Source organism: Phenylobacterium sp. (assembly GCF_044371015.1).
In the GTDB taxonomy this organism is placed as follows: domain Bacteria; phylum Pseudomonadota; class Alphaproteobacteria; order Caulobacterales; family Caulobacteraceae; genus Phenylobacterium.
In genome coordinates this window covers 1-23,855 of sequence record NZ_JBILUK010000023.1, presented here as the reverse complement: position 1 = coordinate 23,855, position 23,855 = coordinate 1, and the positions used below count along the sequence as shown (strand labels likewise).

At 66.7% G+C, this 23,855-nt stretch carries 20 protein-coding genes; 14 read left to right on the top strand and 6 right to left on the bottom strand.

Annotation, left to right across the window (positions count from 1 at the left end; all coding sequences use genetic code 11):
- Position 1 precedes the first annotated feature (1 nt).
- Positions 2–424 carry a type II toxin-antitoxin system RatA family toxin gene (locus tag ACIQ3R_RS03755; RefSeq protein WP_397415262.1) on the top strand — a complete coding sequence of 141 codons (423 nt, stop codon included), beginning with the start codon at positions 2–4 and terminating at the stop codon, positions 422–424.
- On the opposite strand, the gene ACIQ3R_RS03750 is transcribed toward ACIQ3R_RS03755, so the two are convergent.
- Positions 378–1,631 (bottom strand): APC family permease, encoded by a 1,254-nt coding sequence (locus ACIQ3R_RS03750; protein WP_397415260.1) that lies wholly within the window; start codon positions 1,629–1,631, stop codon positions 378–380. The two genes, ACIQ3R_RS03755 and ACIQ3R_RS03750, sit on opposite strands and share 47 nt — an antisense overlap.
- 50 nt (positions 1,632–1,681) lie before the next feature.
- A complete protein-coding gene (locus ACIQ3R_RS03745) occupies positions 1,682–2,173 on the bottom strand; it encodes a CinA family protein (protein WP_397415271.1) in 492 nt (163 codons plus the stop codon).
- Between the two features lie 71 nt (positions 2,174–2,244).
- On the opposite strand from ACIQ3R_RS03745, the gene ACIQ3R_RS03740 reads away from it, so the two are divergent.
- A complete protein-coding gene (locus ACIQ3R_RS03740; RefSeq protein ID WP_397415258.1) occupies positions 2,245–4,533 on the top strand; it encodes a spermidine synthase in 2,289 nt (762 codons plus the stop codon).
- On the opposite strand, the gene ACIQ3R_RS03735 is transcribed toward ACIQ3R_RS03740, so the two are convergent.
- Positions 4,530–5,669, bottom strand: a complete 1,140-nt coding sequence (locus tag ACIQ3R_RS03735) for a bifunctional 2-C-methyl-D-erythritol 4-phosphate cytidylyltransferase/2-C-methyl-D-erythritol 2,4-cyclodiphosphate synthase (RefSeq protein ID WP_397415255.1) — start codon at positions 5,667–5,669, stop codon at positions 4,530–4,532. The two genes, ACIQ3R_RS03740 and ACIQ3R_RS03735, sit on opposite strands and share 4 nt — an antisense overlap.
- Positions 5,670–5,756: 87 nt before the next feature.
- Here ACIQ3R_RS03735 and dusB point away from each other — a divergent pair, with 87 nt between their 5' ends.
- The 8 genes from dusB to hflX all read left to right on the top strand — a co-directional run bounded on the left by dusB (position 5,757) and on the right by hflX (position 15,545).
- Positions 5,757–6,779: a tRNA dihydrouridine synthase DusB gene (dusB, locus tag ACIQ3R_RS03730; RefSeq protein ID WP_397415253.1), complete on the top strand. Its 1,023-nt coding sequence runs from the start codon at positions 5,757–5,759 to the stop codon at positions 6,777–6,779.
- An 11-nt stretch (positions 6,780–6,790) separates the two neighbouring features.
- Positions 6,791–7,894, top strand: coding sequence for a nitrogen regulation protein NR(II) (locus ACIQ3R_RS03725; protein WP_397415269.1), 1,104 nt, complete (start codon positions 6,791–6,793; stop codon positions 7,892–7,894).
- Entirely contained in the window at positions 7,891–9,312 is a 1,422-nt protein-coding gene (ntrC, locus tag ACIQ3R_RS03720; RefSeq protein WP_397415250.1) for a nitrogen regulation protein NR(I), read from the top strand. The genes ACIQ3R_RS03725 and ntrC overlap by 4 nt, the downstream gene beginning before the upstream one ends.
- A 76-nt stretch (positions 9,313–9,388) precedes the next feature.
- On the top strand, positions 9,389–11,590 hold the full coding sequence (locus ACIQ3R_RS03715) for an ATP-binding protein (protein ID WP_397415248.1): 2,202 nt from the start codon (positions 9,389–9,391) through the stop codon (positions 11,588–11,590).
- A gap of 6 nt (positions 11,591–11,596) precedes the next feature.
- Entirely contained in the window at positions 11,597–12,982 is a 1,386-nt protein-coding gene (locus tag ACIQ3R_RS03710; protein WP_397415246.1) for a sigma-54-dependent transcriptional regulator, read from the top strand.
- The gene (locus tag ACIQ3R_RS03705; protein ID WP_397415244.1) at positions 12,979–13,842 is read left to right on the top strand and encodes a D-amino-acid transaminase; all 864 of its coding nucleotides are present in this window, start codon (positions 12,979–12,981) and stop codon (positions 13,840–13,842) included. The genes ACIQ3R_RS03710 and ACIQ3R_RS03705 overlap by 4 nt, the downstream gene beginning before the upstream one ends.
- 144 nt (positions 13,843–13,986) lie before the next feature.
- Positions 13,987–14,232, top strand: a complete 246-nt coding sequence (gene hfq, locus ACIQ3R_RS03700) for an RNA chaperone Hfq (protein WP_397415242.1) — start codon at positions 13,987–13,989, stop codon at positions 14,230–14,232.
- A gap of 47 nt (positions 14,233–14,279) precedes the next feature.
- Positions 14,280–15,545 (top strand): GTPase HflX, encoded by a 1,266-nt coding sequence (gene hflX / locus ACIQ3R_RS03695; protein ID WP_397415267.1) that lies wholly within the window; start codon positions 14,280–14,282, stop codon positions 15,543–15,545.
- Positions 15,546–15,578: 33 nt separating this feature from the next.
- On the opposite strand, the gene mazG is transcribed toward hflX, so the two are convergent.
- The 3 genes from mazG to recG form a co-directional block, all read right to left on the bottom strand.
- Positions 15,579–16,394 (bottom strand): nucleoside triphosphate pyrophosphohydrolase, encoded by an 816-nt coding sequence (gene mazG / locus ACIQ3R_RS03690; protein ID WP_397415240.1) that lies wholly within the window; start codon positions 16,392–16,394, stop codon positions 15,579–15,581.
- A 91-nt stretch (positions 16,395–16,485) separates the two neighbouring features.
- Complete coding sequence (locus ACIQ3R_RS03685) at positions 16,486–16,986, bottom strand: hypothetical protein (RefSeq protein ID WP_397415238.1); 501 nt, start codon at positions 16,984–16,986, stop codon at positions 16,486–16,488.
- A 257-nt stretch (positions 16,987–17,243) separates the two neighbouring features.
- Positions 17,244–19,319, bottom strand: a complete 2,076-nt coding sequence (gene recG / locus ACIQ3R_RS03680; RefSeq protein WP_397415235.1) for an ATP-dependent DNA helicase RecG — start codon at positions 19,317–19,319, stop codon at positions 17,244–17,246.
- Positions 19,320–19,375: 56 nt separating this feature from the next.
- On the opposite strand from recG, the gene ACIQ3R_RS03675 reads away from it, so the two are divergent.
- The 4 genes from ACIQ3R_RS03675 to ACIQ3R_RS03660 form a co-directional block, all read left to right on the top strand.
- Positions 19,376–19,660, top strand: a complete 285-nt coding sequence (locus ACIQ3R_RS03675; protein WP_397415233.1) for a succinate dehydrogenase assembly factor 2 — start codon at positions 19,376–19,378, stop codon at positions 19,658–19,660.
- 31 nt (positions 19,661–19,691) lie between these two features.
- The gene (mfd, locus tag ACIQ3R_RS03670; RefSeq protein ID WP_397415265.1) at positions 19,692–23,135 is read left to right on the top strand and encodes a transcription-repair coupling factor; all 3,444 of its coding nucleotides are present in this window, start codon (positions 19,692–19,694) and stop codon (positions 23,133–23,135) included.
- Between the two features lie 38 nt (positions 23,136–23,173).
- A complete protein-coding gene (locus ACIQ3R_RS03665; protein ID WP_397415231.1) occupies positions 23,174–23,539 on the top strand; it encodes a hypothetical protein in 366 nt (121 codons plus the stop codon).
- A gap of 69 nt (positions 23,540–23,608) precedes the next feature.
- On the top strand, positions 23,609–23,855 hold a 247-nt coding region (locus ACIQ3R_RS03660), incomplete at its 3' end, for a hypothetical protein (RefSeq protein WP_397415228.1).

Genomic DNA, 23,855 nt, shown 5'->3' with positions numbered 1-23,855 from the left:
GCTGCCCTACGCGCCGGACGATCTTTTCCGGCTCGTGGGTGACGTTAAGCGCTATCCCGAGTTCGTGCCCTGGATCACGTCCATGCGGACCTGGAATGCGCGCGATCTCGGCGACGGCGTGGACAGCTTGGACGCGGAGGCTGGCATCCGGTTTTCGTTTCTGACAGAGCGGTTCGCCACCCGGGTGCGTCGGGACGCCGTGGCCCGGACGGTCGACGTCAATCTGATATCGGGACCCTTTCGCAAGCTCCTGAACCGTTGGCGGTTCACGCAGGAAGGGGAGGGGACACGGGTCGATTTCGAAATCGACTTTCAGTTCAAGTCGCGCATGCTGGAGAACCTTCTGGCAGCCAACTTCCACCATGCGGTGGACCGGCTCATGACCTGCTTTGAGGACCGGGCGCGGGCATTGCACGGCGGCTGACCCACAACAGAACGAGACCCGCTGCAAGAACGCCGGCAAGCGGCAGAAACTCGCGGGACGCCCCGAAGATCAGAACCGCAAGGAAGATCATGCCGGTGATCGCAGCGATGCTCCGGCGCGCCGGCAAATCAAACAGCGGTGCGGGCGCATCCGTCCGGCCCGCGAGCCGCCACAACGCCACACAACACAGGATGTAGGCGCCGACCCGCGCCGCCGTCGAAATGGTCAGGCTGCCCAGGAGGTCGCTGCTCAGCGCCGCGCCGAAAGCGACGACCGAGGACAGTAGGATCGCCCAGTGGGGCGTGCGCCAGCGCGCATTGACGGCGCCCAGCCGCACTGGGAGCTGGCCGTTCTCCGCCAGCGCCAGGATAAGCCGAGGCATTGAAATGACGATGTTCAGTAGGGTCCCCAGGATCACCACCAGCGCGCCCGCCGTGATCAGGGCCTGACCAGGCGCGCCGAACAACAGTGCGCCCACTTCGGCGAGAGGCCTGTCGGTCGCCGAAGGATCGCCCAGCACGCCCTGGCAAGCGGCGAGAACCGCGGCGTAGAGGAGGGTGACGCCTGCGACGCTGGCGATCAGTGCGATGGGCACGTCGCGCTGCGGATCGCGGGCCTCGCCGGCCAGGATCGAGGCGCGCTCAAAGCCTGTATAGGCGAAGAGATAGACCAGCAGCGCCTGTGCGAAGTCGAGCGGCGCAGGCGGCGGCGACGCCGCCGCCAGGTTCTCCGGGCGGATGAAAGCGGCGGCGGCCAGGGCGAAGCCGACGACGAAGGCGACCTTGATCCCGGCCAGTACGTTGCCCACGCGTGTCGACGGCCCGATGCCCGCCAGCACGATGGCTGTGAACCCCAGGCCCAGGATCACGATGATCGCGGCCCGGGGCCCGTCTTGCGACACCCAGGGCGCAAAGCCTGAGAGATAGTCGATCAAGAGATTGCAGAGCGTCGCGACCGCCAGCCCTTGGCTGGCCCAGATCAGCCAGCCTACCGAAAAGGCGACCCAGCCCGGTAGGGCGGCGCGGGCGTAGAGGTACGGGCCGCCGGTGCCCTGAAAGCGACTGCCGAGATCGGCGAAGCACAGCACTAGCGGCGCGATGATCGCACCTGCGGCGGCGAGCACGAGGAAACCCCAATCGCCAACGAGGCCGAACACCCGCGCCGGAGCCGCCAACAAGCCGGCTCCGACCATGGCGTTGATCAGCATGCCCGCGAGGTCGCGACGCCGAAGCGCGCGAAGAAGGCTGGAGGTCGGGTTCAGACGAGGCGATCCCGGAGCATCTGCAATGCAGCCTGGACGGCGGCCAGCTGGATCTCTTCGCGGGTTTCGAATTCGAAGAAGTGTTCCTCGTGCACGATCCGCTGGTTGGTGCGCGCGGTGGCGATATGGACGGTGCCCACGGGCTTGAGTCGGGTGCCGCCGCCGGGGCCGGCGACGCCGGTGATGGCGACCGCCAGGTGGGCGTTGGAGGCCTCAAGGGCGCCCTCGGCCATCATCCGCGCCACGGGTTCCGACACCGCGCCCAGGTCGGCGATGAGATCGCCCTGGACCCCGAGCAGTTCCTGCTTCGCCCGGTTGGAATAGGTGACAAAGCCGCGCTCAAGAACGTCGGAAGAGCCCGGGATGGAACAGATTGCGCCGGACACCAGTCCGCCAGTGCAGCTCTCCGCGGTGACGATGCGCAACGAACGCTCGCGCGCTTCATCGATCAGCAGCCGCGCCAGCGTTACGATCTCCAGGTTGAACATCGACATAAGGGTCCTCCGATGCCAGCACAGAGCATCGCTCGTCCGGTTCGATCAAGGCGATTCGAGACCTCATGACCTTAACCGCCACCGGGCCGGCCGCCCGCTCCGCGCCGCAGGGACTGTTTGTCCTCACCGTCTTCACCAGCGCTGCGCTGGTGTTCACGGTGCAGCCAATGGTGGCCAGGCTGGTTTTGCCGCTGCTGGGCGGCAGTCCTTCGGTCTGGAACACCTCAATGGCGTTCTTCCAGATCGCGTTGCTGGCCGGCTACGTCTACGCGCACCTGCTGCAGCGCATCGGATCCCTGAAGCATCAGGCGCTTATTCATCTTGGCCTGCTGTTGGCGGCCGGACTGGCGCTGCCGCTGCGTATCAACGGTCTGGCGGGGCCGCCCTCGTCGGATCACCCGAACCTATGGTTGATGGCCGTGCTGGCATTGTCGATCGGCGCGCCGTTCGCGGTGTTATCGGCCACCGCGCCACTGGTTCAGGCCTGGTACGCGCGCACATTGGGCGCGGTCGACGGACGCGAACCCTATGCGCTCTATGCGGCCAGCAACCTGGGCAGTCTGCTGGCGCTCCTGGCTTATCCTGTGATCCTGGAGCCATTGACGCTGTTGGCGCAGCAGCGGGTGGGGTGGTCGGCCGGCTATGCGGCCTTTGTACTGATCATCGGCATGCTGGCGCTGACCATTTCGCGAGGGCCCATATCTGCGCAGAGCTCGGGCCAGACCACCACCGCAGCGCCTTCGTGGCGGGATCGGGCCATATGGGTCGCGCTGGCGGCGATTCCCTCAAGCCTCATGCTGGGGGTGACCACCTACATCACCACTGACGTGGCCTCGGCGCCGTTCCTCTGGGTGCTGCCACTGGCGCTCTACCTGACCACCTTCATCATCGCCTTCCAGGACAAGCCGGCGATTTCGCCCGAGCTGACCTTAACCCTGCAGGCAGCGGCGCTGGCGGCCTGCGTGGCGCTGTTGCCGTTCCGGTCAACGGTGTTCGGGATCCAGCTGCCGGTGCACCTGATCGCGTTCTTCCTGACCGCCCTGATGTGCCATCAGCGCCTGGTTGCGCGCAGGCCCGCCCCGGAACACCTGACGGATTTCTACATCTGCCTGTCGCTCGGCGGCGTGGTGGGGGGGGCGTTCAACGCCTTCGCCGCGCCGATCCTGTTCAACGACGTGTGGGAGTATCCCATCATCCTGGCGCTCGCCTGCCTGGCTCGCCCTTGGGGCAATCTCGGCCGGGTGCCGATCTGGACGTGGACGATGTTTTTCCTTGGCGTGGCGGCGGCTGTCGGCACGCCGGTGGCCGTCACCTTTGCGTCAGGCGGTTTGAACGGCAAGGATGTGGTCGGCTCGTTCAGCCAGGCCGAGTTCTTCGATATGGGCATGAAGGGCCTGCTGGTCCTGGCTGTGATTTCCGCGTTCATGGTGCGCCGCCATGCGATCTTCATGTTCGGGGTGATCGCCGTCCTTACCATCGCCTCGGAGACCGCGGCGGATCGGACTGACACGCGAGAGAGCTGGCGGAGCTTCTTCGGGGTTTTGAAGAAGTCAGAGACCATCGTCCCCAACATCGGCGGACGGGTGAAGATGCTGGCGCATGGCACAACCCTTCACGGCGGACAGGCTCAGGACCCCAACTACCGTTGTACGCCGATGGTCTACTACACGCCCAGCACGCCGATCGGTCAGGTGTTCATCGCCGAGCAGAAGGCGAAGGCCAGCGTGCGGATCGGCGCGGTCGGCTTGGGAACCGGGACAGTGGCCGCCTACACCCGGCCGGGCGACCATCTGACCTTCTACGAGATCGATCCTCTGGTCGTGCGGATCGCCAACGATCCCAAGCACTTCACCTACACTACCGAGTGCGCCAAGGGCCGGGTGGATTTCGTCGTCGGCGATGCGCGTCTTACCGTGGCCAAGGAGCCGGACGGCCTGTTCGACATTCTGCTGATCGACGCCTTCTCATCCGACGCAGTGCCGGCCCACCTTTTGACCGTCGAGGCGGTGAGGGGCTACCTGGCCAAGCTCAGGCCGGATGGCGTGCTGATCCTGCACCTGTCGAACCGAAACCTTGACCTGATGAACCCGGCCAACGCCGTGGCGCGCGCGGCTGGCGGTTGGCCTGCGGAACAATACTACGTCGCGCCGGAGGTCGATCCGCCTGGCACCTGGGAGTCGTCAGAGAACGCCATCATCGTGGTGCGGGATCGCGCCGTGCTGGAGCGATATCTCGCCAGCGGCAAATGGACCGGAGGAGATCCGTTCAAGGCGAGACCCTGGACGGACGACTATACAAATCTCGCCGGCGCGCTTTACGCGAACCTGAAGGGCAGGGTGGGGTGGCTGCCCTAAGGGGTCTCTACAATCGCCACCGCTTGGGCCAGGACGCCTTCTTCACGGCCGGTGAAGCCCATTCCCTCTGTCGTGGTGGCTTTAACGCTCACCCTGTCCAGCGGCAGAGCGAGGATCTCGGCCAGACGGGCGCGCATGGCCTCACGGTGCGGGCCGATCCTGGGGCGCTCGCAAACCAGGGTGATATCGACATTGATGATCCGGCCGCCGCGTGCAGCGACAAGGCTCGCGGCATGGGTCAGGAAGCGGTCGGACGCTGCGCCCCGCCATTGCGGGTCTGAAGGCGGGAAGTGTTGACCGATGTCGCCTTCGCCTACGGCGCCGAGGATGGCGTCGGTTAGGGCGTGCAGGCCCGCGTCGGCGTCGGAATGGCCGATGAGGCCCTGATTGTGAGGAATGCGGACTCCGCACAGCCAGACGTGATCTCCGGGGCCGAACCGGTGGGCGTCGACGCCTTGGCCGATCCGGGACAGCCGCTGTCCACCCGCAAGGCGCTCGGCCATTTCGAAATCCTCCGGGTAGGTCAGCTTCATCAGCAGGGGATCGCCGGCGACAAGGGCGGCCGTAAGGCCCTGGCGTTCGATAAGCGCGACATCGTCGGTCGGGCTTTGATCGCTGCCTGTGACGGAGAGGGCCGTCTGTAGGACTCCAGGGGCGAAGGCCTGCGGGGTCTGGGCGCGCCAGAGCCCTTCGCGATCCACGGTCGAGATGATCCGGCCGGCCTCGCCGCGTTTCAGCGTGTCGGCGACCGGCAGGGCGAGGGTGGCGGCGGGGGCCGTGTCCAGAGCGGTGAGGAGGCGCGCGACATGATCCGGCGCCAGGAATGGCCTTGCCGCATCATGGACCAGCACGGCATGGCGGGTGTTGATCGGCAACAAGCCGGCCTGAACCGAAGCCGTCCGCGTCGCGCCGCCGCCGACGCTGATCCAGCCTTCCAGGCCTGACAGAGCGCGGGCAAGTTCCCCCAAACGGTCTGGCGCGACCACGACCACGACCTGCCGCGCGCCTGCCGCCAGCATCGCTTCGACCGACCAGCGCAGAATCGGCCGCCCCCCCAGGGTGCGCCAGGTTTTAGGCCCGCCGGGCCCGGCGCGAACGCCTTCGCCGGCCGCCACAACTATCGCGCTGAATTCCATGAGATCCGTTCATAACCGCGATGGACCGAAAGACGCCAGAACTCAGAGCTTTACGTCTGCGTCTCGATTGCCTAAAAACAGTGCTACATGAATGACTATAATTTGAGCAATGTGATCGGGGTGGGCGAGGTGCGGGTTCCGGGCCGCGTCTGGATTGCGCCCATGACAGGGGTCTCGGATCTGCCGTTTCGAAGGGCTGCGAGCCGCTTGGCGGCGCCCTACGTGGCCACCGAGATGGTGGCATGCGCCGAACTGGCGCGCGGGAGACCGGACGTCGTGCGACGCGCGGCTGTCGGCGAGGGGCTCCCGCTGATGGTGGTTCAACTTGTCGGACGGGATCCGGCCATGGTGGCCCAAGGTGCGCGAATGGCGGCTGCGGCCGGCGCGCACATTATCGATCTCAACTTTGGTTGTCCGGCGCGCGAGGTGACTGGCGGCCACGGCGGCTCCGCCCTGATGCGGGAGCCGGCGCTCGCGGCCGAGATCATGGCGGCGACTGTGGCGACTGTAGACGTTCCAGTGACCGTAAAGATGCGTCTGGGCTGGGATGACTCAGTGCGGAATGCGCCGGACCTTGCGATGCAGGCTGAGGCGTTGGGGGTGAAGGCGGTCACCGTGCACGGCCGCACGCGTTGTCAGTTCTACAAGGGCGCCGCGGACTGGGCGGCGGTCCGTGCGGTGAAGGACGCCGTCTCGATCCCGGTGATCGTGAACGGCGACATTGTAGATGGTGCGAGCGCGGCCCGCGCGTTGGAGCTTTCGGGCGCCGACGGGGTGATGGTCGGGCGCGGGGTTTACGGGCGACCCTGGATCGCGGCGCAGATCGAGGCCGAACTTTCCGGACGGCCGTTTGCGGCGCCTGGCGGCGCAGAGCGGCTGGAGATCGTCCTCGCGCACTTCCGCGACAGCCTGTCGTTCTATGGAACGAAACTGGGCCTGAAGATATTCCGCAAGCACCTTGCGGCCTATGTGGAAGCCGGCGCGGAGCCGGCGGATGCGGGGGACCGGCGGACCATCAGGGCCGCACTCTGTCGATTGGACGACCCGGCAGCAATCGAGGCGGGGCTGACGGCGCTTTGGCTTGGCGAGCCCGAGAGGCTCGCCGCATGAGCGGCCGGGTGATGATGCAGGGCGCTGGGCAGTCGATGGATGTGCTGAAGGCCGCGGCTTTTGACCTCAGCCCGGATCCTTCGCTCGTCGTGAACGCCGACGGCGCATTGGTGGCCGTCAACGAAGCGGCCGAAGCGCTGTTTGGGCAGGGCCTTGGCCTTTTGGCGCGCGGACGGTTCCAGGCGGCGCTACCGCCGGGATCGGCCTTGGTTGCGCTCTTGAACCGGGCGATCGAGGAAGACGCGAGGGTCCGCGAGCGCGGGATCCACATCAGCCTGTTCGGCCTTCCACCTTTCGAGGCCGACGGCGCCGCGGCGCCGTTGAATGATGGATCTGTCCTGCTGACTCTAACGATCAAGGCGGGGCGTGGCGCCGAGCGTGGGGCCCAGGAGGCGGCTGGCTTGCGGTCTTTGGTGGGCCTCGGCCGGATGTTGGCCCACGAGATCAAGAACCCCTTGGCCGGAATCCGCGGCGCCGCTCAACTGCTGAAGGGCGGGGCCAAGGCCGAGGATATCCCGCTGGCCCAACTGATCATGGACGAGACAGACCGGGTCCGCCGGCTTGTGGATCGGATGGAGGCGTTTTCCGACGACGCCCTGCCGGCGCTGGAGGCGGTCAACATCCACCAGGTCCTGGACCGTGTTCGCGCGCTGGCGGCGAATGGGGTGGCGGACGGGCTTGGCCTGAAAGAGACCTATGACCCCTCTCTGCCGCCTGTGCTCGGCGATCATGATCAGCTGATCCAGGTGTTCCTGAACCTGGTGAAGAACGCCGCCGAGGCAGCCCACTCGCGTGGTGACGGGCGGGGCGAAGTGTCGATCCAGACAGCCTATCGGCACGGTGTGCGGGTCCGGGCGGCGCGTGGCCAGGCGCTGCGTGGGGCGCCGCTTGAGGTCCGGGTGCAGGACAACGGCCCGGGCATTCCGGACCACATCCGGGAAAGCCTCTTCCAGCCGTTCGTCACCTCCAAGGCGAACGGCGCCGGGCTGGGCCTTGCTCTGGTCGCCAAGCTGGTCGCCGCGCATGGCGGCCTGATCGATTTCGAATCTGAACCAGGGCGCACGATTTTTCGCGTGTTGTTGCCCATTGCCGCCCGCGAGGACCCGCGCGCATGAACGCCATCGCCAAGAAGATCCTGATCGCCGACGACGACGCCTCCATACGGCTGGTGCTGTCCCAGGCCTTCACGCGCCTGGGTTACCAGGTCCGCGCAACCGGCAACGCCACCACGCTGCTGAAATGGGTGACGGACGGCGACGGCGACCTTGTGGTCACCGACGTGGTGATGCCCGACGAGAACGTTTTCGACGTTTTGCCTCGGATAAAGAAGCAGCGGCCCAAACTGCCCATCATCGTGATGAGCGCCCAGAACAACCTCATCACGGCCGTCAATGCGGCAGAGGTCGGCGCGTTCGAGTACGTACCAAAGCCGTTCGATCTGGACGACATGACCTCGGCCGCGCGTCGGGCGCTGGCCCGCCCCGCCGACGCGGAAGCCGCCAAGGCCCAGGCGCGCGCTGTGCGAGACGATCGGCTGCCTCTGATCGGTCGGTCGGGGCCGATGCAGGATGTCTATCGCACCATCGCGCGGCTGGTCGGCGCGGACCTGACGGTGCTGATCACAGGAGAGTCGGGCGCCGGCAAGGAGCTGGTGGCCAGGGCGCTGCACGACATGGGGCGTCGGCGGGATGGTCGGTTTGTGGTGATCAATCTGGCGGCGACCCCGCGCGAGCGCGTCGAGACGGAGTTGTTCGGCAAGGAAGACGGGGACTACGGCAAGCTGGTTGAGGCGGATGGCGGCACGTTGTTCCTCGATGAGATTGGCGACATGCCGCTGGACGCACAGACTCGATTGCTGCGGGTGATCGATGGCTCTGAGCCGGCGCTCAATCCCAAGACGGGCCGGCGGCCCAACGTGCGGATCATCGCGGCGACCAACCGCGATCTGCGCGCGTTGATCCAGCAGGGTTTGTTCCGTGAAGACCTCTTCTTCCGGCTCAATGTTGCGCCGCTGCGCATTCCGCCTCTGCGGGACCGGGCGGAGGATATCCCCGACCTGGCGCGGGCGTTCCTTTTGCGGGCCAATCGGGAAGGGCTGCCCTCGAAGACCATTGATGCGAACGCGCTGGATCGGCTTAAGCGGCACAGCTGGCCCGGCAACGTGCGCGAGTTGGAGAACCTGGTCCGCCGCATCTGCGCGCTCTACGGCGAAGATCTCATCACCGCCCGGATCATTGAGAAGGAACTCGCCGACCAGCAACCCGTCATCCAGGGCCAGGAGGGCCCAGCGACCCTCTCCCAGATCGTAGAGCAGAAACTGGCCGGCTATTTCGCCGAACAGCCCGACGGAATTCCGCCGGTCGGCCTTTATGAGCGGGTGCTGGAGGAGGTTGAGCGGCCGCTGATCCAGCTGACGCTGGCGGCGACCCGAGGCAATCAGGTGCGAGCAGCCGAGATTCTCGGTCTCAACCGCAACACTCTGCGCAAGAAGATCCAGGACCTGGGCGTGGAGATGGCGCGCGGACGTCGATAGGTCGACAACCAGGGCATTGCGCGACGGCCACATGGCTGTTGATTTCAGGGCACAGGCCCCTAGACTCCAGGGGGCCATGACGGAGCCGGCCCAGACCCTTCTCCAGCATCCTCTCGTGCTGCGGTTGCGCGCGGCGCTGAAGTCGCGCGTGGTGCTTGGCGTCGGATATGGCGTCGCCTGTGCTCTGACGGGGCTGGCGATCCTCTTGGCGGCCGCTCCGCCGGCGAGCGGTCCCGTGGCGCCGCTCGGACGCGTGATCCTGACCGTGCTGGGCCTCAACCTGGTCCTGATCCTGGGGCTGATGGCGGCGGCGGCGCTGCGCATCTATGAGCTGATCGATTCCCATGATCCGGGCGCGCGGCTGCATCTGAGATTCGTACGGCTGTTCGCGTTGGCGGCGCTCGCGCCGGCGGCGGTCGTGTTCCTGTTCTATGGCGTGCTGGTCAGTCGCGGCGTGGAGAACTGGTTCAACGAACGGGTTCAGACCGTGGTGGAAAACTCGGCCACGGTGTTCCGATCCTACATCGACGAGCAGACCGGCTATATCCGGGATCACGTAACGCCGATGGCTGCCGACCTCAATCGCGAGGCGGAGGCGATGAAGGCCCGCCCCGGCAGCGTCGAAGAGTACTTGAGCGCGCTGGCCACCTATCACGCCTTTCCCTCGGCCTATCTCATCGACCGGGACGGGCGAATCCTGGCGCGGGCGGAGAGTCCCAACGCGCCGCCCTTCACGGCGCCGCCCGCGGCGGCCTATGCGGCCGCAGACCAGGGGGAAATCTACATTCCCGACTTTGGCGCCGATGTAATGCGGGGTGTCTATCGGCTGCGGGCGTTCGAGAACGTCTATCTCTATGTGACCCGCCCTCTGCAGCAGGGGATCATGGGCTACATGCGCGAGTCCGAGGGCGCGCTGGTCTCATACCGCGAGACAGCTCAGAACCGGGAGCGCATCCAGACCATCTTCGCGCTGAGCTACGCTGAGACCGCGCTGCTGGTGCTGGTTGGCGCGGTCTGGTTGGGGCTGGCGGCCGCCAACAGCATCACCGGCCCGGTGGCGCGCCTGGTGCAGGCGGCTGGTCGCGTCGCCGGCGGGGATCTGAGCGCGCGTGTCGACGCGGACTCGGATCCTGAAGAAATCGCCGTCCTGAGCCGCGCCTTCAACAGCATGACACATGATCTTCAGGCCCAGCAGGAAGCGCTGCGTCGGGCCGGAGAGGAGGCTGAGGCGCGGCGACGGTTCATCGAGACCGTTCTGGCGGAGGTCAGCGCCGGCGTGATCGGCCTGGATGGCCAGGGCCTCATCCGCGTGGCCAATCGGCAGGCCGTTGGCCTCTTGGCGTTGTCGAGCGATGGCGGGCGTGGACAGACGCTGGAGGACGTAGCGCCCGAGCTGGTGGAGCTCGCGCGGGCCGGTGAGGATGCGGAAGCTGAAATCGATCTGGTGCGGGGTCGCGACACGCGCCGCCTGAGAGTGCGGGCCAGCCCGACGGAGGGCGGGCTGGTGCTGACGTTTGATGATGTCACCCGGTTGGTCGCCGCGCAGCGGAACGCCGCCTGGCGGGATGTTGCGCGGCGGATCGCTCACGAGATCAAGAACCCGCTCACGCCGATTCAGCTCTCGGCCGAGCGGCTGCGGCGGAAGTACCGCAAGGATATCGCACCATCGGATGTAGAGGTGTTCGATCGTTGCACCGACACCATCGTGCGACAGGTGGGCGACATCGGCCGGATGGTGGACGAGTTCTCCGCCTTTGCGCGGATGCCCGCGCCGCAGTTTGCGATGCTGGATGCGGGGGAACTGCTGCGCGCCGCGGTGTTCGCCCAGCGGGTGGCGAGCCCGGACATCGACGTGGAACTGGTGGAGCCGGGTGAAACCGTAGCGCTCTGGGCCGACAACCGGATGATCGGCCAGGCGCTGACCAATGTGCTGAAGAATGCCGCCGAGGCGGTGGAGGCGCGACGCGCAGCGGAACCGCGGATCAAGGGTAAGGTCCGCGTACGCTTGATTGTGGATGGCGAGGTCGCCGTCGTCGAGGTCGAAGACAACGGGGTGGGCCTGCCCGCCCGCGACCGCGACCGCCTGACTGAGCCCTATGTGACAACGCGCGAGAAGGGGACCGGGCTCGGCCTGGCGATCGTCAAGCGTATCCTGGAAGACCATGGCGGCGACCTTGAACTGGGCGACGCGCGGAGTGGGAAGGGGGCCCTGGCCATCCTGCGCCTGCCCCTTCGCGCCTCGGCGCCGGGTTCGGCCAGGCCGGTGGCGGCGGAGTGAGGAACGATGGCGGCTGACATTCTGGTGGTCGACGACGAGGCCGACATCCGCGAGCTGGTTGCGGGCATTCTCGCCGACGAGGGTTACGAGGTGCGCACCGCCAATGATGGCGAAAGCGCCCTTGCGGCGGTCCGCGCCCGCAAGCCGTCGCTATTGATCCTGGACATCTGGATGTCCGGCGGCGGCATCGACGGACTTGAGCTCCTGGACCTGGTGAAGGGTCTAGACGCCGACCTGCCGGTGATCATGATTTCGGGGCACGGCAATATCGAAACGGCTGTCAATTCGATCAAACGCGGCGCCTACGAGTTCCTGGAAAAGCCGTTCAAGGCGGATCGGCTGGTTCTGGTGGTGCAAAGGGCCCTGGAGGCCACGTCTCTTCGGCGGGAGAACCGTCGCCTGCGGACGCAGGCAATCACGCCGGAGGGCCTGCTCGGTCGTTCGGTGGCGGCGCAGCACCTGCGCCAGATGATCGCCAAGCTTGCCGGCGCCAACAGCCGGGTGCTGATCTCGGGGCCGCCGGGATCGGGCAAGGAGACGGTGGCGCGGCTGATCCACAACGCCAGCCATCGGGCGCGAAACGAATTCGTCCCAATCAGCGCCGCCGGCATGACCCCGGAGCGGATGGACGTCGAACTGTTCGGTGAAGAGGGCGCCGGGGGGCGGCCCGCCAAGATCGGCGTGTTCGAGCGCGCGCACGGCGGTACGCTCTATCTGGATGAAGCCGCCGACATGCCGCGCGAGACCCAGGGCCGGATTCTCCGCGTGCTGGTCGAGCAGCGCTTTCGGCGGGTCGGCGGCGACGCTGACGTGCAAGTCGACGTCCGGGTGATTTCATCCACGTCACGGGACCTGCGCGAAGAGATCGCGGCCGGACGTTTCCGCGAGGATCTGTTTCATCGACTGAACGTGGTGCCGGTCAATGTTCCCGGCCTCTCCGAGCGCCGGGAGGATATTCCGGACCTCGTAGAGGATTTCATCAGCCGGATCTGTGACGCCTCGGGCATGCCCCGACGGACATTGTCGGATGACGCGCTGGCCATGCTGCAGGTCCACGCCTGGCCTGGAAATCTACGTCAGCTGCGCAACAACGTCGAACGTATGCTGATCCTGGCGCCGGGTGGCCCGGGCGATCCGCTCACCGCCGACATGCTGCCGCCGGAGGCCTCGGTGAATGACAATCCTGCTTCGCTGGGGGCCGAACGGATCATCGCGCTGCCATTGCGCGAAGCGCGCGAGGTCTTTGAACGGGAATATCTGAACGCCCAGATGCTGCGCTTCTCCGGCAATATTTCACGGACGGCGGCCTTCATCGGCATGGAACGGTCGGCTCTGCACCGCAAGCTGAAGTCGCTCGGTCTTTCCAGCGGACGGGCGGTGGAGGAAGCATGAGCCGTATTGCCTACGTCAACGGTCGCTTCACCCGCCGGGCCGAGGCGTTCGTCCACATCGAGGACCGCGGCTACCAACTGGCCGATGGGGTCTATGAGGTCTGGGCGCTGTTTGACGGCAAGCTGGCGGACCCAGAGGGGCACTTCGCCCGCTTGGAGCGCAGCCTCAGTGAACTTAGGATCCCCATGCCGATGTCGCGGGAGGCGCTGACGATGGTGCTGCGCGAGGCGGTGCGGCGGAACGGCGTGCGCGAGGGCCTCCTCTATCTGCAGGTGACCCGCGGGGTCGCGCCACGGATGCACGCGTTTCCGCAGAACCCCGTGCCGCCCGCGGTCGTGATCACGGTCAATCGGGTGGATCGGGCCGCCGACGAAGCCCGCGCCGCACAGGGGGTGGCGGTGACCACCACGCCTGAGAACCGCTGGGGCCGTTGCGACATCAAGACCGTGGGCCTGCTTTCCAACGTCCTGGCCAAGCAGGCAGCGCGCGAAGCCGGAGCCGTGGAGGCCTGGTATGTTGACGAATTGGGCCTCGTCACCGAGGGGGCCTCGTCGAACGCCTGGATCGTGGATGCCGACGGCGTGCTGCGGACCCGGGACACACAGGCCAACATCCTTCGGGGGGTGACGCGACTGTCATTGCTCGAAGTCGCGCAGGAGGCCGGATTCGAGGTCCAGCAGCGCCCGTTCTCGGTCGCTGAGGCCAAGGCGGCGCGTGAGGCGTTCATCACCGGGGCCGGATCTCTGGTGTTGCCGGTGGTGAAGATCGATGGAGACCCTGTAGCCGATGGGCGGGTCGGTCCAGTGGCGAGCCGGCTTCGGCGTCTCTACATAGAGAGGGCGCGGGCCACGGCGATCTGACCTGTCGCGGGCGTTTCGGGCGCCTCGACAGCAAAACCGAGGAAGTGACGCCCGCGCGATTGCAACCGCCGCGAAATGCGGCATAGCGTCGACCTCGTGTGTGGGCGGATGGCCGCCCGAACCAGAACAACAGGCGGTAAGCCCATGAGCGATAAGAAACAAAACCTGCAGGACACGTTCCTGAACAGCGTGCGGAAAGCCAAGACCCCGCTGACCATCTTCCTGGTAAATGGCGTGAAACTACAGGGCGTGGTGAGTTGGTTTGACAATTTCTGCGTGCTTCTTCGCCGCGACGGCCAGTCACAACTGGTCTACAAGCACGCTATTTCCACAATCATGCCGGCGCAGCCCGTTCAGCTATACGAGCCCGCCGACGACGAGGTCGATTGAGCTCTTCAAAACTCGTTGACCGCCAGACGCCGGTTCAGACCGCCCTGGTGATCCATCCGGTCCGGGAGGGACGCATGGGCGCCCGACCGGCCGACGCGCGCCTCGAAGAGGCGGCGGGGCTCGCGCGCGCGCTGGATCTGGAAGTGCGCGAGCGCCAGGTCATCGTGTTGCGCAAGCTCACGCCGGCCACGTTGTTCGGCAAGGGCAAGGTCGAGGAGATCGCCGCCCTGGTTGAGATCGAGGGCCTCGACGTGGTGATAATCGACGACGCACTGTCGCCGATCCAACAGCGCAATCTGGAGAAAGCCTGGAAGGCCAAGGTGATCGACCGCACGGGTCTGATCCTGGAGATCTTCGCCCGGCGGGCGCGGACCCGTGAAGGACGGCTGCAAGTCGAGCTGGCGCGGCTGACCTACGAACGGTCACGTCTGGTGCGCACCTGGACCCACCTGGAACGCCAGCGCGGCGGATTCGGGGTTATGGGCGGTCCTGGGGAAACCCAGATTGAAACCGACCGCCGCCTGATTGCCGAAAAGATCGGCAAGCTGAAACATGAACTGTCGGAGGTGCGGCGCACGCGGACCCTGCAGCGCTCGGCCCGCAAACGCGCGCCCGCGCCGACTGTGGCGCTGGTCGGCTACACCAACGCCGGGAAGTCGACGCTGTTCAATCGGCTGACGGGCGCGGGCGTTATGGCCAAGGACATGCTGTTCGCCACGCTGGACCCGACATTGCGGTCGCTGAAGCTGCCGGATGGACGCTCAGCGGTGCTCTCCGACACCGTGGGCTTCATCTCCGACCTGCCGCACGAGCTTGTGGAGGCGTTCCGCGCCACGCTGGAGGAAGTGTCGGAGGCCGACGTCGTGCTGCACGTGCGCGATATCGCCAGTGACGAGAGCGCGGCTCAGGCGGATGACGTGCGCGAGGTTTTGAGTCGTCTGGAGGTCGAACTCGACGATTCCCGGATTCTGGAGGTCTGGAACAAGGCCGACCTCGTATCGGAAGCTGATCGGGCCGATCTTGTGGGCTACGCCGAACGCGCCCGGCCGCCGGCGGTCCTGGTTTCCTCGGTGAGCGGGGAGGGCGTCGCCGATCTTCTGGCCGCCATCGCCCAGCGGGTCGATGAATCGCCGCCGTTGGATGTAACGACCGCGGCCGGCGACGGTGCGGCGGTGGCCTGGCTCTATCAGCACGGGCGGGTGCTCACACGGGATGACGCTGAGGACGGAACGGTGCGGTTTTCGGTCAGTCTGTCGGAACAGGCGCTGGGGCGGTTTGAGCAGATGTTTCCGGCCGCGGCCTTGTCGCGTTAGAGCCTGTCGCCTCCTGTCTGATCTGACCGTGCTCTAGGCCCTCTCGGCGGCCTTCGCGGCGTCCCAGAGGGCGTCCATTTCCGCAAGATCCGACTGATCAGGCGTCCGGCCACGATCTGCCAAAGCGCGTTCCACGAAGGCGAAGCGGCGGGTGAACTTGGCGTTGGTTCCGCGCACGGCGGCTTCGGGGTCGATGTCCAGTGTCCGGGCGATGTTGGCGGCGACGAACAGGACGTCGCCCAGTTCGTCCTGGATGCGATCGAGATCGCCACCGGCGACTTCCGCCTCAAGCTCAGCGACCTCCTCGCGAAGCTTGGCCAGGACGTCGTCGATGTGCGGCCAGACGAAACCGACCTGGGCCGCGCGCTTGGAGAGCTTCACGGCTCGGGTCAGACCCGGCATGCCCACGGGCACGTCATCGAGGATGCTGCCGTCGGAATGGGGCTTGGCGGCGCGCTCGGCGGCCTTGATCGCTTCCCAGTCGGCGCGCTGGGCCCCTGGGGTCGCGTAGGTTCCGTCGGCGAAGACGTGGGGGTGCCGGCGCACCATCTTGTCGTTGATCGCCCGGACGACGTCATCGAAGTCGAAGCGGCCGGACTCCTCGGCCATGCGGGCGTGAAAAACGACCTGAAGCAACAGGTCGCCGAGTTCATCCCTTAGATCGTCAAGGTCGCCGCGCTCGATGGCGTCAGCGACCTCATAGGCCTCCTCCACGGTGTAGGGGGCGATGGTGGCGAAGGTCTGGGCCTGGTCCCACGGGCAGCCGTCCTGGCGATCCCGCAGCCGCGCCATGATCGCGAGCAGCCGATCAATCGGTCGAAGCGTCTCGGGCGGCGCGGGGCGGGTCATGGGGGACTCAGTCAGACGGCGTTGCGGCTATCTGACAGTGCTGAGCGCCGCCCGTCGACAGCTACCTCCCGCCGCCTTGCGAGATCGGCAACTATCGGCTGGCGACGGCCTCGCCCTTGGCGAGTTTCCGGGCAAAGCGATCGAACGCCCACTCGGCGTCGGACCAGACCCAGTTGGCGTAGGTGTTCTCGATGTCGGTTTCGAACCAGCGATAGCTTAGCGGTGTCTCGCGGCCATCAGCGGCGACCATCCGGCCCTTAAGGGCCGCGCCCCCGACGCCGAAGCTCTGCATTGAGAGGCCGGGCTTGTCCCCAAGTTGCTTGAAGGTCGGGCGATTGGGCTTCACCTCGACGAGTTCGAGTTCGATCCGCGCGCCGTCGTGCGCAGCCGACTTGACCAGCGCCCGCTCAACCGAAGTCTTGAGGCTGTCGGAGAGGCGGACAGCTTCGCGATCTCCGTACTGGGTCTTGAAGGTCTTCTGCAGGGCGGGCGCGATCGTCACGCTCACTTCGGCCGGTGCGGCCAAGGCGGGTGTGGCCAACAGGGTGGCGGCGGCGATCAGGATGGCGCGCATCGGCGTGTCTCCACTCATCTCTCGTGTCCCTCGTCGCCATAGATGGCGCGGTCACGCCGCAAAGCAAGCGACTTCACCTCAGGCGATCATTCACGGTGGTGGCGACGCGCACCCGCTTGAAGACCTGCGAGCTTTCGTCACCGATCGGGTCTCGGCCCAGGATCTCGAACGAGCCCTGGCTCGCGGATTGGATACCGCTCTCCGAAGCCCGGGCGTCGCGTGCGAACGGTTGGGCGCCGGCGCGCTCGCTGCGGCAAACTCGTGTTCAAGTCGTCTCAACCCGCACCGCGTCGACTGAGCCCTTCCTTCCAGTCGAACAGTTCCTGCAGAACACGCAGCGCCTGGCCCCGAGGTGATGTCAGCCCGGGGTCCCGGGCGATGATCAGGCGTGCATCGTCGCCGGCGATGGCGATCAGGTCGCGATGCGCAAAGGGATCGGCAAACACATAGTCTGGCAGGCCCGACTGCCGGAGGCCGAGTGGATCGCCGCCGCCGCGCAGCTCGAGGTCCGTCTCGGCGATGACGAAGCCGTCGTCGGTGCGACGCAGAATGTCCAGCCGCCGCTGGGCGGTCTCGGAGAGCGGCGGATCGTAGAGCAGGACGCACGCGCTCTCTCGAACGCCACGTCCGACGCGTCCGCGAAGTTGATGCAGTTGCGCCAGACCGAACCTTTCCGCCTGCTCAATCACCATGATGGTGGCGTTGGGGACGTTGACGCCGACCTCAACCACCGTGGTCGCCACCAGCACCGAGAGGCGTCCTTCGGCGAACTCGGTCATCACCGCGTCCTTGGCCGCCGGCGCGAGGCGGCCGTGAATGAGGCCGACGCCGGCCCCCAGCGCCTGGGTCAGGGCGACGGCGCGGCTTTCGGCCGCCGCCAGGTCGCTCAACTCAGACTCCGCGACGAGGGGGCAAATCCAGAAGGCCTGGGCGCCCGCCGCCGTCGCCGCCTTGAGCCGCGCAACCGTCTCCGGCAATCGGGTCATGGGCGCGGCGCGGGTGGCCACCGGCGTGCGGCCAGGCGGCTTCTCGTCGATACGGCTGACATCGAGGTCGCCGTACATCGTCAGTTCGAGGGTGCGCGGGATCGGCGTGGCGGACATCGCGGCGAGATGGACGCCCACGCCCTTGGCCTGCAGTCGCTGGCGTTCGGCGACGCCGAAACGGTGCTGCTCGTCGATGACCGCGAAGGCCAAATTCAGGAAGCCGACGTCATCCTGGAACAGCGCGTGGGTGCCGACCGCCACCTTCGCCCCGCCCGACGCCAGCGCACGGAGCTTCTCAGCCCGGGCGGCGCCCTTGTCCCGGCCGGTCAGCAGCAGCGCCTCGATCCCCACGGCCGCCAGCGGCGCGGACAGCGTTTCGAAGTGCTGCCGGGCGAGGATCTCCGTTGGCGCCATCAGGGCGCTCTGACCGCCGGCCTCGGCGACGTCGGCCATGGCGCACATGGCCACGACCGTTTTCCCGGAGCCGACGTCGCCCTGGATCAGGCGGCTCATGCGTTCGCCCGAGGCGAGATCGGCGCGGATTTCGGCCAGGGCGCGAGCCTGAGCGCTGGTGAAGGCGAAGGGCAGGGCGGCGCGAAGACGGTCCGCCAGTTCACCGGCCCGCACTTGGGCGGCGGGCTCCCGCCGCCGGTCCGCACGCCGCTGAGCCATGGCCAGTTGCTGAGCCAGAAGTTCATCATAGGCCAGGCGTCGGCGGTGCAGCGCCGTCGGCGCCAGATCGCCCTCGACCTGAGGCGCATGCAGACGGGCCAGACTCTCACGCCATCCGCCGAACCCCTCACGGGCATGGAAGGCCGGATCTTGCCACTCCGGCAGGTCCGGCGCCCGCTCCATCGCACCCTGTACGAACCCTCGAACCCGGCGGGGCGGGAGGCCTTCAGTGGCGGGATACACAGGTTCAACCGACGGAATCTCGTCGGCGCGCTCGAGCGGTAGCATGTAGTCTGGATGGGCCATCTGCAGGCCGAAGTCGGTCAGTTCGACCTTGCCGGAAATCATCCGCCGGGCGTTGACCGGATGGCGGGCTTCGAGGCTCCCGCCATAGCTCCCGAAGAACACTAGGGTCATGAAACCGGTTTGGTCGAAAACCCTCAGGCGCCAGGGATGCTGGCGGGTCCGGGGCGCCTGATAGCTCTCCAGCGTGACCTGAAAGGTCATCACCTCGCCGTCGAGGGCGTCCGAGATCACTCCGGGCTTACGCTGGATGACACTGTGGGGCGCCAGGAACGCCACATCGCGCACCAGCGGTCCCGCGACACGCGCAAGCAACGGCGCCACCTTCGGGCCCGCGCCCTTCAGCGTCGAGACCGGCGCAAACAGAGGGAACAGAATCTCCGGCCGCATGAGGGCGATCATAGCGCTGGCGGCGCGCGCGTGGGGGGCCTATATGCCGCCGTTCCGTGCCGACCGATCACGAACCTCGCCGGAAGAAGCTGAAGTTGCGCGCCTGGCGGCGGGGCTTCAGAGAGGCGGACCTCATTCTGGGGCCGTTTGCGGATCGCTATGTCCCGGATTTCACCGAGTCCGAACTCGATTGGTTCGAGATCATCCTCGATCAGCCCGACCAGGATCTCTACGGCTGGATCCTGGAGCGCGCGCCGACGCCGCCTGAGTTCGATGGGCCCTTGATGGACCGGCTCAAGGCCTTTCGAGATATCGCCCACAAGTCCGGACCCAATGGCTGACGACGCCCGACCCTTGAATCCGGCCGCGGCCATGCGCCGTGTCGCCGAGGACCCTGGTCGCCTGGACCTGATCGGCGCGCCGGAGGGTTTCGACGCCCTTGTGCTGGCCGACATTGTCCGGGCCCGAAAGGGACTGGTGGTGTTTGTCGCCCGCGACAGCGCGCGGATGTCAGCGTTCGCGGATGCGTTCAGGTTTTTCGGACAGGGTATTGAAATCCTGAATTTCCCAGGCTGGGATTGCCTGCCCTACGACCGGGTCGGTCCTTCTGCGGGCTCGGCGGCGCAGCGCATGGCCCTTCTGTCGCGGCTTGCCGCCGGCGCGCTCACCGGCCCCAGGCTGTTGATCACCAGCGTTCCGGCTCTGATGCAGCGAACGCCGCCGATCGATACGGTCCGGGGGGCAGGCTATGCGGCGCGCGTCGGACATGTGGTCGAGATCGCTGACCTGGAGCGCTATTTCGCGGTCAACGGATACAGCCGCGCGTCCACCGTCTCGGAAAAGGGCGAGTTCGCCATCCGGGGCGGGGTGATCGATGTCTTTCCGCCCAGCGCGGAGGAACCTGTCCGGTTGGACCTGTTCGGCGACACGCTGGAGTCGATCCGCGCCTTCGACCCTGAGACCCAGCGTTCGACCAAACAACTGAAGGATGTGACGCTGCTGCCGGTGAGCGAGGCGTTGCTCGACAAGACGGCGATCAGCCGTTTCCGCACAGGCTATCTCGAAACGTTCGGCGCGCCTGGGGATGATCCGCTCTATGCGGCGATCTCGGAAGGCGGGCGGCGGGCTGGCCTGGAACACTACCTGCCGCTCTTCTATCCCGAGCTCTCGACCCTGTTCGACTACCTGCCTGGCGACGCCCTGATCGCGCTAGATCATCTGGCCAGGGACGCCCGGGACGAGCGCTGGACAACGGTCGCCGACGCCTATGACGCGCGCGCCGAACGGCGCGCCAACTACCGCCCCTTGCCGCCTCAGGGCCTCTATCTGGATGCCGGGGAGTGGGATCGGGCGCTCGCGGGACGGCCGGTGCGCGCGTTCACGGCGTTCAATGCGGCGGAGGGGGAGGCGTCTGTCGATCTGGGCGCGCGCGCCGGTCGGGCCTTCATCGCCGAGCGCAAGATGGACAGCGTCAACCTGTTCACAGCCGCCGGGGATCACGCCCGCGCGCTGGCCGGGCAAGGCAAGCGGGTGCTGTTCGCGTCCTGGTCGGAGGGATCGTCCGAAAGGCTGGGCCACATGTTGGCCGACCATGGCCTCGCGAAACTCTCACTTGCCCCCTACTGGGACGCCGCTCGGGCCGCCGATCCGAAGACGCCGCAGCGGGTGGTGCTGCCGCTCGACGCCGGTTTCGAGACCGACACCCTGGCGGTCATTTCTGAAACCGACATTCTGGGTGATCGGCTGGCGCGGCCGCGTAAACGGCGTCGGGCGGCCAATTTTCTGGCCGAAGCGTCGGCGCTGACGCCCGGCGATCTGGTGGTGCATATCGACCACGGCATTGCCCGCTATGAGGGCCTGAAGACGCTCGATATCCAGGGGGCGCCGCACGACACGCTGGAACTCCAGTATGGCGGAGAGGCCAAACTCTACCTCCCCGTCGAGAACATCGACCTGCTGACCCGCTACGGCGCCGAGAGCGACGGCGTGGTGCTTGACCGCCTCGGCGGGGCGGCGTGGCAATCGCGCAAGGCGCGGGCCAAGGAGCGCCTGCGTGAGATGGCCGACGGCCTGATCCGCATCGCCGCCGAGCGCGCCACCAAGGTCAGCGACCCCGCCGAGCCGCCTGCGGGCCTGTTCGACGAGTTCTGCGCGCGCTTCCCATACGAAGAAACCGACGACCAGTTGTCGGCCATCGGCGATGTGCTGGAGGACCTGGCGGCCGGCCGACCGATGGACCGGCTGATCTGCGGCGATGTCGGCTTCGGCAAGACTGAGGTGGCGCTCCGCGCGGCCTTCGTCGTGGCGATGAGCGGGCGGCAGGTGGCGGTCGTGGCGCCGACGACGCTCCTGGCGCGACAGCACTTCAAGACGTTCTCGGAGCGGTTCGAGGGCTGGCCGGTGCGCGTGCGCCGCCTCTCGCGACTGGTCCCTGCCAAGGAACAGGTTGAAACCCGCGATGGTCTTTCCAGGGGCGAGGTGGAGATCGTCATCGGCACTCACGCCGTGCTCTCGAAGCAGGTGAGTTTCCGCGATCTGGGCCTGGTGATCGTCGACGAGGAGCAGCACTTCGGCGTCAAGCACAAGGAGAAGCTCAAGGAGCTGCGCGCTGACGTCCATATGCTGACGCTCACGGCGACGCCGATCCCGCGCACTTTGCAGATGTCGCTCTCCGGCATCCGTGAGATGTCGATCATCGCCACACCGCCGGTCGACCGGCTGGCGGTGCGGACCTATGTCACGCCATGGGATCCCGTGGTGCTCCGCGAGGCGCTGTTGCGCGAGAAGTATCGTGGCGGCCAGATCTACTTTGTGACGCCTCGGGTCCGCGACCTGCCGGACCTGGAGCAGTTCCTGCGCGAACAGGTGCCAGAGGTGAAGTTCGTGGTTGGCCACGGCCAAATGGCGCCCACCCAGCTCGAAGAGGTGATGACCGCGTTCTATGACGGCCAGTACGACCTGCTGCTGTCGACCACGATCGTCGAGAGCGGCCTGGATATCCCGACGGCCAACACCATCATCCTGAATCGCGCCGACATGTTCGGCCTGGCCCAGATGTACCAGCTGCGAGGCCGGGTCGGACGCTCAAAGGCGCGCGCCTATGCCTATCTGACCACGCCGGCCGACCGGTCGATCACGCTTTCGGCGGAGAAGCGGCTGAAGGTGTTGCAATCTCTGGACAGTCTTGGCGCCGGCTTCCAGCTGGCGAGCCATGATCTCGACATCCGGGGCGGGGGCAATCTGCTCGGCGAGGAGCAGTCGGGGCATATCCGTGAGATCGGAGTCGAGCTCTACCAGCAGATGCTGGAAGACGCGGTCAACGAGCTCAAAGCCAGGGCCGGCGCCGGCGAGGCCGGTCCGGATCGAGGCTGGAGCCCGCAGATCAACACCGGCGCGGCTGTGCTCATTCCCGATGATTACGTGCCCGACCTCAATGTGCGTCTCTCGCTCTACCGGCGTATCTCCGAGGCGGAGAAGTCGCAGGACCGCGAAGCCCTTGCCGCCGAGCTGATCGACCGGTTTGGTCCCCTGCCAGCGGAAGCCGACCAGCTGCTGAAAGTGGTCGCCATCAAAGGCCTTTGCCGCGAAGCCAACGTGGCAAAGATCGACGTCGGTCCGAAGGGCGCTGTGGTCAGTTTCCGCAACGATGATTTCCCCAATCCGGGCGGCCTGGTGGGCTTCATTGGCAAGAACGCCATCGCCTGGCGTCTACGTCCCGACAACAAGGTGGTTGTTAAGGGGGAGTGGGACACGCCGCGTCAGCGCCTCGACGCCGCGGAACGCGTCCTGGCGGAACTGGCCAAACTTGCGGTCTGAGTCCGAGCTCCGATCGAGCCATGGAGGTTGCAATGCGCATGCTGCTGTTCGCCGCCGCTACGGCCGCCCTGGTTGCGACATCCCCTGCGGTTGCGCAGACAGGTGGCGACGGCGCTGATGTCCGGTGCCTGCTGGTGCTTCAGGCGATCGCCCGGGATCCGAAGCAGCAGGAGCAGGCCGGCAGAGGTCTCTACTTCTATCTCGGGAAGCTCGCGGCGCGCGGCGCCTCGAGCCGTCTGGAGGCGGTCATGCTTACAGAGGGGCAGGGGCTCAACAGCCAGCCGAAGAACCAGGCTGAGTTAACCCGTTGCGGGGCCGAGCTGAACCAGCAGACCAACACATTGAGAGCCGCCAACACGCGCATCGCGACCCGGCTGGGCGCGACGCCGCCAACCGCCAAATAGTCCACCGAGCCGCCCCTGGCGGAGCCTGCTCGTCTATGGCTCACTCGCCTGAAGACAAGGAGGCGGTCGATGCGGAGAGAGTTGCTGGCGTTAGGCCTGTTTGCAGCCATGGGCGGGATAGCTTCCGCTGATGAAGCTGCGACAGACGAGCGAGAGGCCATACGCGCGGACGTCCGCTGTGTGATCGGCATGAGCGTGATGAGTCGCAACGAGACCTACAAGCAGTGGGGCATGCTGGGCGTGTTCTTCTACGCGGGCCGGATCGAGGGTCGGAAGCCGGGCTATGACCTGGCCGAGGCTATCCGGCGCGAGGTGC